The organism is Propionispora hippei DSM 15287 (assembly GCF_900141835.1).
GTDB lineage: Bacteria > Bacillota > Negativicutes > Propionisporales > Propionisporaceae > Propionispora > Propionispora hippei.
Map to the genome: position 1 here is coordinate 24,250 of NZ_FQZD01000040.1, position 9,782 is coordinate 34,031.

Genomic DNA, 9,782 nt, shown 5'->3' on the forward strand with positions numbered 1-9,782 from the left:
GGAGATTTTATGCGAAAATCAGGTTTTTTCCACAATTGTCATAGAAGCGTTTTCCACTTATCCACATTTACATAGAAATTGTGAATAAAAATGTGGATAAGTTGTTATTGCCCTGTTAGTTAAAATAATTGATACCGGCCTGGAAAATTTGTTGGTCTTTATTACCGGGAACGTTCTTGGCAATCTGCTCGCCAGTCCGCTCGGAATGACCCATTTTACCCAGTATTCTGCCATCCGGACTGGTAATGCCTTCGACAGCTTCGACCGAGCCGTTCGGGTTGTGGCTAATATCCATGGACGGATTACCGTCAAAATCCACATACTGAGTGGCAATCTGGCCTTGCTGAATCAGTTGGCTGATCATCGCCGGGCTGGCCACAAACCGGCCTTCACCGTGCGACATGGCAACAGTATGGATATCGCCCACTTCCACCCGGCTGAACCAGGGAGACAGGTTGGAGACCACTTTAGTTTTCGACAGGCAGGATATATGGCGTCCCAGTGTGTTATAGGTCAACGTCGGGCAATCGGGTGTAAGGTCGCGGATTTCGCCGTAGGGCACCAGTCCCAATTTAATGAGTGCCTGGAAACCGTTGCAGATGCCCAGCATCAGGCCGTCCCGCTTTTGCAGCAGTTCGGTTACCGCTTCCCTGACGCGGGGGTTTCTAAACAAGGTAGCAATAAACTTGCCGGAGCCGTCCGGTTCGTCACCGGCGCTAAAGCCTCCCGGCAGCATAATAATCTGCGACTGACTGATGGCGTCTACCGTGGCGGCAATAGCCTCTTCCACGGCAGACGGTGTCAGGTTACGGATAACCAGCGTCTGCGGCAGGCTGCCGGCTTGCGCAAAGGCCCGGGCTGAGTCGTATTCGCAGTTTGTGCCGGGGAATACGGGAATAAACACCCGCGGCTTAGCGATCCGTACAGCCGGTTTGCGGCTATTCCTTCCGGTAAAGGCAACGGTCTGGGGTTGTCCTGTTGCCACGCCGGCCTGGGTCGGGAAGATTCTTTCCAAAGACTTTTCCCAGGCAGCCTGGGCATCACATAGAGGAATATCCTGTCCGTTCACGGTAAGAACAGGGTTGGCCTGTGTATAACCCAGGCAGCGGAACGGTACTTCACCAAAGATATCCTTTAGCTCCACGCCGGGCGCCATTTCCAATAAAATGGAGCCGTAATCGGAAGCAAACAGTTCCTCTGACGTAAACGTACCGTCAAAGCAAACGCCAATCCGGTTGCCAAAGGCCATTTTGCTGATGGCTGCCGCCACTCCACCGTAGCGTACAGTGTGTGTTGCCAGAACTTTTCCCTGCTGGATTAGGTCATGAATCTTGCTGTAATTGGTCTCCAGTGCAGCAAAGTCAGGCAACTGCCGTTCGTCCCGCGGCAGGGAAACCAGCAATACCGGATTGCCGGCAGCTTTAAATTCCTGGGAGACGATATTCTGTGCCTTAGCCACATCCACAGCAAAGGCGACCAGTGTAGGCGGCACCTGCAGGTCCTTGAAGGTGCCTGACATGCTGTCCTTGCCGCCGATGGCCGGAATGCCCAGCCGCTTTTGGGCGTAATAGGCACCCAGCAAGGCGCTGAATGGTTTGCCCCATTTGGCAGGGTCGTTGCCAAGCTTCTCAAAATACTCCTGCAGCGTCAGACGGATAGCCCGGTAGTCACCGCCCAGGGCAACCATCTTCGCCACCGCTTCGATGACGGCGTACAGCGCGCCATGGAAGGGACTCCAACTGGAAAGCTGCGGGTTATAGCCATAGGTCATGAGGGTGGCCGTGCTGGTTTCGCCGTCCAGCACGGGAATTTTCGCCGCCATGCCTTCAGTCGGCGTAGCCTGATAGGTACCGCCAAAGGGCATCAGAACAGTGCCGGCACCGATGGTGCTGTCAAAGCGTTCAACCAGACCTTTTTGGCTGCAGACATTCAGATCGGCCAGCATAGCCAGCCAGGCCTGCCGCAAATCACCTTTTTGCGCAAGCACAGGCTGCGGCAGGTGCTTGAAGTAGTCTGAGCCGCTATCCGGCGCGGCTACCTTCACCTGGGTATATTGGGTTACCCCATTTGTATTTAAGAAATCCCGGCTGAGGTCAACAATGGTTTTGCCACGCCAGGCCATTTGCAGACGATGCTTGTCGGTCACCGTTGCCACCACACTGGCTTCCAGGTTTTCCGCGTCAGCATACCGGCAGAAAGTATCCACATGTTTTGCCGCCACGACCACGGCCATCCGTTCCTGCGACTCGGAAATGGCTAATTCGGTGCCGTCCAGTCCTTCATATTTCTTGGGAACAGCGTCGAGGTTGACGGCAAGACCGTCAGTCAGTTCACCGATAGCCACCGAAACACCGCCGGCGCCAAAGTCGTTACAGCGTTTGATCAACGTGCTGACTTCGGGGTTTCTAAACAGTCGTTGCAGTTTTCGTTCGGTCGGGGCATTCCCCTTTTGCACTTCGGCACCGCAACTGGCTAGTGATTCCTCGGTGTGCTCCTTGGAGGAGCCGGTAGCGCCGCCGCAGCCGTCCCGGCCGGTCCGGCCGCCCAGCAGGATAATGACATCACCGGGCTGCGGCTGTTCCCGGACGACGTTGCGTTTCGGCGCAGCCGCAATGACAGCGCCAATTTCCATTCGTTTGGCAATAAAGCCTTCGTCGTAGACTTCCGCTACCTGGCCGGTTGCCAGGCCAATCTGGTTACCATAAGAGCTATAACCGGCCGCCGCGCCGAGGGTAATCTTACGCTGGGGCAGTTTGCCCGGCAGCGTGCCGGCAATGCCGGTGCGGGGATCACCGCTGCCGGTAACCCGCATGGCCTGGTACACATAGGAACGGCCCGACAGGGGATCACGGATGGCGCCGCCCAGACAGGTGGCCGCACCGCCGAAGGGTTCGATTTCCGTCGGATGGTTATGGGTTTCGTTTTTAAACATCACCAGCCAGTCTTCCGTCCGGCCATCCACATCGACCGGCACGACAATACTGCAGGCATTGATTTCGTCCGATTCGTCCAAGTCGGCCAACTTGCCGCTCCGTTTCAGCTCGCGCATGCCCATCAGTGCGATATCCATCAGGGACATCGCCCGTGGGGCATCACCGTAGACGGTTTGCCGGGCGCGGCGGTATTCGGCAAAGGCGTCCGCCACCGGCTGGCTGTAAGGGCCATATTCCATTTCGACCTGTTCAATATTGGTCAAGAAGGTGGTATGGCGGCAATGATCGGACCAATAGGTGTCAATGACTTTCAGCTCGGTAATGGTTGGGTCCCGGTGCTCGGTATCGCGGAAATAGCCTTGGCAAAAGGCCAGGTCAGCCAAGCTCATGGCCAGTCCCATATCGGCCATCATCGCCTTCAGCTCATCCTCCGTTTTACCAATGAAGCCGGTCAAAACAGCCACATCGTCCGGTATGGTTGCCGGTACATCCAGGCTGTCCGGTTTAGTAAGCTGCGCTTCCCGTGATTCGACCGGATTGATGCAGTAGGCTTTGATGCGCGCCAACTCGTCCGGCGAAACAGCCCCCTGCAGAATGACCACCTTGGCTGAAGCCACCGCCGGCCGCTCTTTCTGGGTAAGCATCTGAACACACTGCGCCGCCGAATCGGCCCGCTGATCGTACTGACCAGGCAAATATTCCATGGCAAACAAACTGTCACCGGCTGTAGCGGGCAGTTCCTCATCATATACATCATCCACTGTCGGTTCGGAGAAGATGGTATTCCGGGCCAAGGTGTATTCTTGTTCGGTCAGGCCGGCCAAATCATAACGGTGAATCAGTCTGACCCCGGTCAGGCCGCCAATTCCCAGATTTTCCTTCAAATCATGATATAGACTTTGCGCTTCCACCGCAAAGGGCTTTCGCTTTTCCACATACATTCGTTTGACAGCTTGCGTCATTGGGTCGCCTCCATTTTATTTAATATATGGCAGAAAGAACACGTTTTTTTATTGCTTTTACTATGTTAACCAAAGAGTGGCGTAAGCATAAGAACAGACGGCAGCGTTCCCGCAGGCCCGCCGGAGCAATATCGATAAAAAACGGCCATAGGTATAAATTTTTATAATTATTCTGCAGAAGACGGGATTATCCTGCAAGAAATGCCGCATTTCACCCCGGCCGGCAACAGTGTTCCGCCAGCTTTGGACAAACTATCCGAAACGTCTACTGACGGCGGCTTTTGTGAAGTATTCCGTTAACTTGGAGATATAAAAATAAACATGCGCCTTAAAGAAGCCTAAGGCGCATGTTTATTTTATATTAAGCAGGCGAAACGATGCCGACCAGCAGTTCCACAGTACCGAACCGAACGGTGAGCGGAATCCGATATCCCTTGATATTGGCGGTATCCGCCCCTTGTATGACGGACGGGAAATGCAGATCCAGCTCCACCCCTTTATCGGAGGCATTTACACAGAAAATTCCGTTAACCAGATTCACGAATTCGGCAATGCTGTCCCGGGCCAGTTCATCCACGCTGCTGAGCGGTTCCTGACTGTAGCGGCGGGCAATTTCCAACAGGCAGTCTTCTTTTAAAATCAAGCCGGTCACCATATCGCTTTGGCAGCGAATCACCTGGGTGGCAACCCAGTCGGACGGGGCCACCTCACCCAGTACGGCTTCCGCGCCGGCAATGGGCACTTCGTCGAGAAAGCGGATGATATTACGCATAAATAAGGCCGTATAATCCAGGAAAAGAGCTTTGTTGTCCCCGGCTCCGGCAAGTTGCAGGATGCCTTCCAGCATCGTACTGTCCACCTGGGCGCCGTCTTTGTCCGAGGTCAGCTTATTTTCCTGATTGTAGTTGGCCATGGCGCTTTCCAGTTCGGCCAGGCTCAAATAGCCTTGATCGATAATGGCCTGGCTCAGGTTCAGCTGCTTGGAGCTTTGCTTGCTTAGCAGTTCATCGAGCTGCTCTACCGTAAGATATTGTTTTTCGATGGCGATTTCACCAAACCGCTTGTCCCTGCTGCGCTGCAATTCGTGAATCTCTTCCACCTGATCAGCGGTAAGCATGCCCGCATTCATTGCCAAGACGCCCAGTTTGACCCGCACCGACTGTTCCAGTGTCAGGCACTCCGATAATTGAGCAGTAGTCAGTAAGCCTTTGTTGAGTAAATATTGACCAAAAAATTGACTAAACATCGTCATTCAGTCCCCTCTTTATTTCGATATCTTGGCAATAGCCTTGGCAATTTGCTCAACGCTATAAGGTTTTTGTATGAAGTCCATGGCACCGCCCTTAAGCGCCTCAATCAGCTTGCTTGAGGTTCCTGCCGAAGACAGCATAATCACCTTAGCTTCCGGATCCTGTTCCCGCAGACGCTGCAAAGCCGTCAAGCCGTCCGCTTCGGGCATGACGATATCCAGGAAAACCAGATCGGGCTTGTTGTATTTATACACATCGACAACCATTTTCCCGTCTGAAGCTTCTATCACCTCGCAATCCATCTCTGCCAGGATATCCCGCAGTTTTTTTCGAACCAGAAGGGAGTCATCACAAATTAACACTTTGACTTTGTTTGTTGCTGCCATAGAAAGAGCCCTCCTCCTCCCGCCCGCCAGGCGGCTTCCTTTTTCATTTAATGATTTAGTTACTTGCTAATATGTATGCTGTTTCTACACATTCTTCATGAATCCTGTCGAGGCAATAGAAAATTAACAAAATCCTAGAAAAAAGAGACCGCCTGCAGGCAGCCTCTTCTTTACCGGTATCACCGGGAAATTAGATCAGTTTCATATCCTTTAATACATTGTTCATATTGTGAACGGCTTCGGCGCTCTTATTGAAGGCAGCCTGTTCTTCGGCGTTCAGTTTGTAATCCACAATGGATTCCCAGCCGTCTTTACCCAGAACAACCGGTACGCCCATGCAAATATCGCTTTGGCCGTATTCGCCGTCCAAAGCTACGCAGCAAGGGAAAATTTTCTTTTCGTCAAGCACGATGGCTTTAACCAAAGCGCCGCAGGATGCGCCGGGAGCATACCAGGCGGAAGTACCTAACAGCTTAGTCAGCGTAGCGCCGCCTACCATGGTGTCGGCAGCCACTTTCTGCAAGGTTTCGGCGTCCAGCAAAGTGGAGATCGGAATACCCTGATAAGTAGCGAAACGGGTCAGCGGGATCATCGTAGTGTCACCGTGTCCGCCGATAACAAAACCTTGGATATCGGTAGCCGGACGGTCAAGTGCCTGGCTCAGATAATATTTGAAACGGGAGCTGTCGAGAATGCCGCCCATGCCAATTACGCGGTTTTTCGGCAGGCCCAGTGCTTTATACGCCAAATAGGTCATAGTATCCATCGGATTGCTGATTACGATGATAATAGCGTCAGGCGAATATTTCAGAATATTGTCGGCTACACCTTTTACAATACCGGCGTTAGTACCGATCAGGTCTTCACGGGTCATGCCGGGTTTACGGGGAATGCCGGAAGTAATTACCACTACGCCCGACCCAGCGGTTTTGCTGTAATCGCTAGTACTGCCAATTACTCTGGTGTTGAAGCCCAGGGTGGTAGCGGTTTGCATAATATCCATGGCTTTGCCTTCAGCTACGCCTTCTTTGATGTCCAATAGAACAAGCTCGCTGGCTAATCCCTGCTGTACAATGACGTTTGCACATGTTGCGCCTACGTTACCTGCACCAACTACAGTAATTTTCATGTTGTCATCATCCTCCTAAAGTTTGTACCCTAAGGGTTGTACCTTTTACATGTAAATTATACATCGTTTTCTAGTATTTATCATCATATTTATCGCAAAGAATGTGAAAAAAGTTACATGTGTTAATGCTCCCCAAACTCTGAAACTGTCATTTCTTCACGGGTCTTTCCCGTAAGGCTTCATTGCCGTCGGCTTACCGATGCCCTGTATTTCAAAAAATTTAGTGAAGTATGGCATTAAAAATGCCGTCAGGGAGAGTATCGGATAGTTTAAAGACACGCCCTGGGGTTTTAAAATGACGTCAACCGGGCATCATGCTATAATAAAGAGAGTTTATCTTTTGTTCTACGAGGTTTCTTATGGTTACACCTTCTGTCCGGATTCGCGAGATCGACTTGCTGCGGGCCTTGGCTATTGTACTGATGACCCTGTTTCACGCCATTTTTGACGCGGCGGAATTTTACGATGCCGATATAAGCTATACCAGCGGCATGTGGTATTATATCGGCAAGTTTTCGGCCATCCTGTTCCTGCTGACCTCGGGCATCAGCGTCACCTTAGGCTCCCATAGCCTGGAACGGGGGCTGACTGTACTGGCAGCCGGCCTGCTGGTCATCGCCGCTACCTATTGGTTTAGCCCTGCCAGCTTTGTCATTTTCGGTATCCTGCAGCTCATCGGGACAAGCATGCTGACCTATCCGCTGTTGCGGCGGCTTTCCTGCCCGCTCCTTGCGCTGCTGGCCAGCGCTACCTGGCTGGCCGGCCTCAGCCTGCAGGGCATAACCACCGGCAGTCTTTATCTGCTGCCGTTTGGTGTCACACCGCCGTTCTTTGCCTCGCTGGACTATTATCCCCTGCTGCCCTGGTATGGCTTTTTTGTGGCCGGCGTACTGCTGGGCAAAGTCTGCTATCCGGCGCGGCAGCCGTTGTTTCCCAACTTGCCGGATCAGCACCTGCTGACCGGTCTGGAGTGGCTGGGACGTCATTCGCTCCTTACCTATTTGGTCCACCAGCCGGTTCTGCTACTCCTGTTTGCCATCTTTATGCCGCTCCTTTAAATCGGATGGGTTAATAGTCTTTCCTGCCTTGCCGACCTTTATGTAATGAGGTGACCGCTTGATGTATACACTGTTTTTCCGGTCCCGTTTCCTGCTGCTTTATATCTGCTGTTTACTGCTTGCGCTGTTTACGCCGCTGGCTGCCCTGGCCGAGCCGGCCGGCACTCTTTACGTGATCAACGGCCTAACCGGCGGCGAGGACACCAGCCAGCCCGGCGACGATGTGAAAAAAATCGAGCCTTTCAGCGACAGCCTTTATCAATATACCGATTTTGCCAATGGCTTCAGCCTGCGTTATCCCTCCGGCATGATCGCCGACGCTTCCCTTTCGGCCGTTCGCACCCTCTTTACCGACGGCCAGACCGAGATCCTGGTGTTTTATGATTCGCTTGCGGACAAGCAGTCCTCAGCCGCCGAACTGATCGAATACGGCAACCGCTTCCGCTACAACACGGCTGACCACCAAATCGAAACCGATAAAACCCTGTACATAAACGGACGCCAGGTTCATCTGCTCAAATGGACCCGCCGCCGTTTATCCCGCATCACCGGTGACAAGAATCATTATGTTTCGGCGGAAATCGTAAAAAACCCTTACGAGGTGTATACCTTGTTCATCAAGTCGGCCAAGCCGATTGAAAATGAGCTGGAACTCATCCGGAGCGTCTCGCTGTTCCCGCCCCAGGGGCACCCCGGTATCTATATGCGGCACAGCGCTTCCACCACTCCCCTGAACGAGGAAACCCGCGCCTTCCTGCGCACCTATTTCGCCCCGGACAGTTCCTTTCATTGGGGTGTGTTTGAACCCAGCGCCCCTTACAATATGACCAACCTGCTCCGGCTGGAAGAGTCCTTTGGCTACCGCTTCCCCTTTGTCATCCGCTATCAGTCACTGGATGAGAACATGCCCCTGCAGGGCTTACAAAACGCCTACCAGCATCAGACTTATGTGGAGCTGACGCTGCAGACGCTGCTGCAGGAGGCCGGGGTGAACGCGCTCAAGCTCGGCGCGTCCGGTCAGGTTAACGCCGGCATTGTCTATGATATGCTGGACGGTCAATATGATGACTACCTGGCCGAATATGCCCGGCGGCTAAAAGAATTCAACCACCCGGTGCTGTTTCGGCTGAATAACGAAATGAACGGCGACTGGTGCTGGTATTCGGCCTATTATACCGGCAAGGACGCCGATCTCTACATCGCACTCTGGCGCTACATCCAAACGGTATTTGCCGACCATGGCGTGGACAATGTCGTCTGGGTCTGGAATCCCCACGACCTGTCGCGGCCGGATTTTAAATGGAACCATTATCTCATGTATTATCCCGGTGATGAATATGTCGACCTGATCGGCCTGACCGGCTATAACACCGGTACCTACTTCCCGGGCGAACGGTGGCGGGAATTCAAAGACATCTATACGCCACTTTACAGCGAATATGCTTCCCTATTCAACAAGCCTTTCCTGATCACCGAATTCGGCTCCAATTCTGTCGGCGGCGACAAGGCGGCCTGGATTCGCGGCATGTTTGACCATATGGCCGATTTCCCCCGCATTAAGGCAGCCATTTGGTGGAGCGGCATCGATTACGACCAATTGGGCCAGCCGGGACGCATTTACCTGATTAATGAAACGGAGGAGATTATCCAGGTGTTCCGGGAGCGGCTGAAAGAGTATGAGCTCAGGCAGCAACCGGATTACAACACGAGACATAAAGAAAGCGGTTGACAGTAAGATACTGTCAACCGCTTTCTTTATACAGCTTGTTGAAAAAGTATATAGTATGAAAATGGTTTTTGAGGGTCCATGTAGAATTAATTCTGCATGGACCTAATTTTGTTAGGAGGTAGAGTATGCTTAAAGAACGAGCACCTCAGCAGATGAAATTCGAATTAGTTTGTATTGATCAATTAGTTCCTGAAGATCACCTACTTAGAAAGATAGATAAATACATAGATTTTTCGTTTATATACGAGAAGACCACCCCCTACTATTGTCAAGATAATGGACGACCACCCGTAGATCCGATTGTCCTTTTCAAAATGATCTTTATTGGCTATCTT

General features: G+C 52.3%; 6 protein-coding genes and 1 pseudogene. 3 read left to right on the forward strand and 4 right to left on the reverse strand.

The window, feature by feature from the left end:
* Nucleotides 1–115: 115 nt before the first annotated feature.
* The 4 genes from F3H20_RS16580 to mdh all read right to left on the reverse strand — a co-directional run bounded on the left by F3H20_RS16580 (nucleotide 116) and on the right by mdh (nucleotide 6,660).
* Nucleotides 116–3,895: a phosphoribosylformylglycinamidine synthase gene (locus F3H20_RS16580; RefSeq protein ID WP_149735996.1), complete on the reverse strand. Its 3,780-nt coding sequence runs from the start codon at nucleotides 3,893–3,895 to the stop codon at nucleotides 116–118.
* A 361-nt stretch (nucleotides 3,896–4,256) separates the two neighbouring features.
* The gene (locus F3H20_RS16585; RefSeq protein ID WP_149735997.1) at nucleotides 4,257–5,147 is read right to left on the reverse strand and encodes a hypothetical protein; all 891 of its coding nucleotides are present in this window, start codon (nucleotides 5,145–5,147) and stop codon (nucleotides 4,257–4,259) included.
* A 12-nt stretch (nucleotides 5,148–5,159) separates the two neighbouring features.
* Nucleotides 5,160–5,531: a response regulator gene (locus F3H20_RS16590; RefSeq protein WP_091746715.1), complete on the reverse strand. Its 372-nt coding sequence runs from the start codon at nucleotides 5,529–5,531 to the stop codon at nucleotides 5,160–5,162.
* 190 nt (nucleotides 5,532–5,721) lie between these two features.
* Nucleotides 5,722–6,660 carry a malate dehydrogenase gene (gene mdh, locus F3H20_RS16595; protein ID WP_149735998.1) on the reverse strand — a complete coding sequence of 313 codons (939 nt, stop codon included), beginning with the start codon at nucleotides 6,658–6,660 and terminating at the stop codon, nucleotides 5,722–5,724.
* Between the two features lie 359 nt (nucleotides 6,661–7,019).
* Between mdh and F3H20_RS16600 the strand changes: the two genes are divergently transcribed.
* From F3H20_RS16600 to F3H20_RS16610, 3 genes and pseudogenes are all read left to right on the forward strand, one after another.
* Entirely contained in the window at nucleotides 7,020–7,718 is a 699-nt protein-coding gene (locus F3H20_RS16600; protein ID WP_149735999.1) for a heparan-alpha-glucosaminide N-acetyltransferase, read from the forward strand.
* Between the two features lie 61 nt (nucleotides 7,719–7,779).
* Nucleotides 7,780–9,447 carry a glycoside hydrolase family 26 protein gene (locus tag F3H20_RS16605; RefSeq protein ID WP_149736000.1) on the forward strand — a complete coding sequence of 556 codons (1,668 nt, stop codon included), beginning with the start codon at nucleotides 7,780–7,782 and terminating at the stop codon, nucleotides 9,445–9,447.
* Nucleotides 9,448–9,572: 125 nt separating this feature from the next.
* Nucleotides 9,573–9,782, forward strand: a pseudogene (locus F3H20_RS16610) (IS5/IS1182 family transposase); the annotation flags it as partial.

Excerpts from the sequence above, each read along its gene's own strand:
- mdh (WP_149735998.1), bottom strand. The coding sequence starts at position 6,660 with ATGAAAATTACTGTAGTTGGTGCAGGTAACGTAGGCGCAACATGTGCA.
- F3H20_RS16605 (WP_149736000.1), top strand. The coding sequence starts at position 7,780 with ATGTATACACTGTTTTTCCGGTCCCGTTTCCTGCTGCTTTATATCTGC.
- F3H20_RS16590 (WP_091746715.1), bottom strand. The coding sequence starts at position 5,531 with ATGGCAGCAACAAACAAAGTCAAAGTGTTAATTTGTGATGACTCCCTT.
- F3H20_RS16585 (WP_149735997.1), bottom strand. The coding sequence starts at position 5,147 with ATGACGATGTTTAGTCAATTTTTTGGTCAATATTTACTCAACAAAGGC.
- F3H20_RS16600 (WP_149735999.1), top strand. The coding sequence starts at position 7,020 with ATGGTTACACCTTCTGTCCGGATTCGCGAGATCGACTTGCTGCGGGCC.
- F3H20_RS16580 (WP_149735996.1), bottom strand. The coding sequence starts at position 3,895 with ATGACGCAAGCTGTCAAACGAATGTATGTGGAAAAGCGAAAGCCCTTT.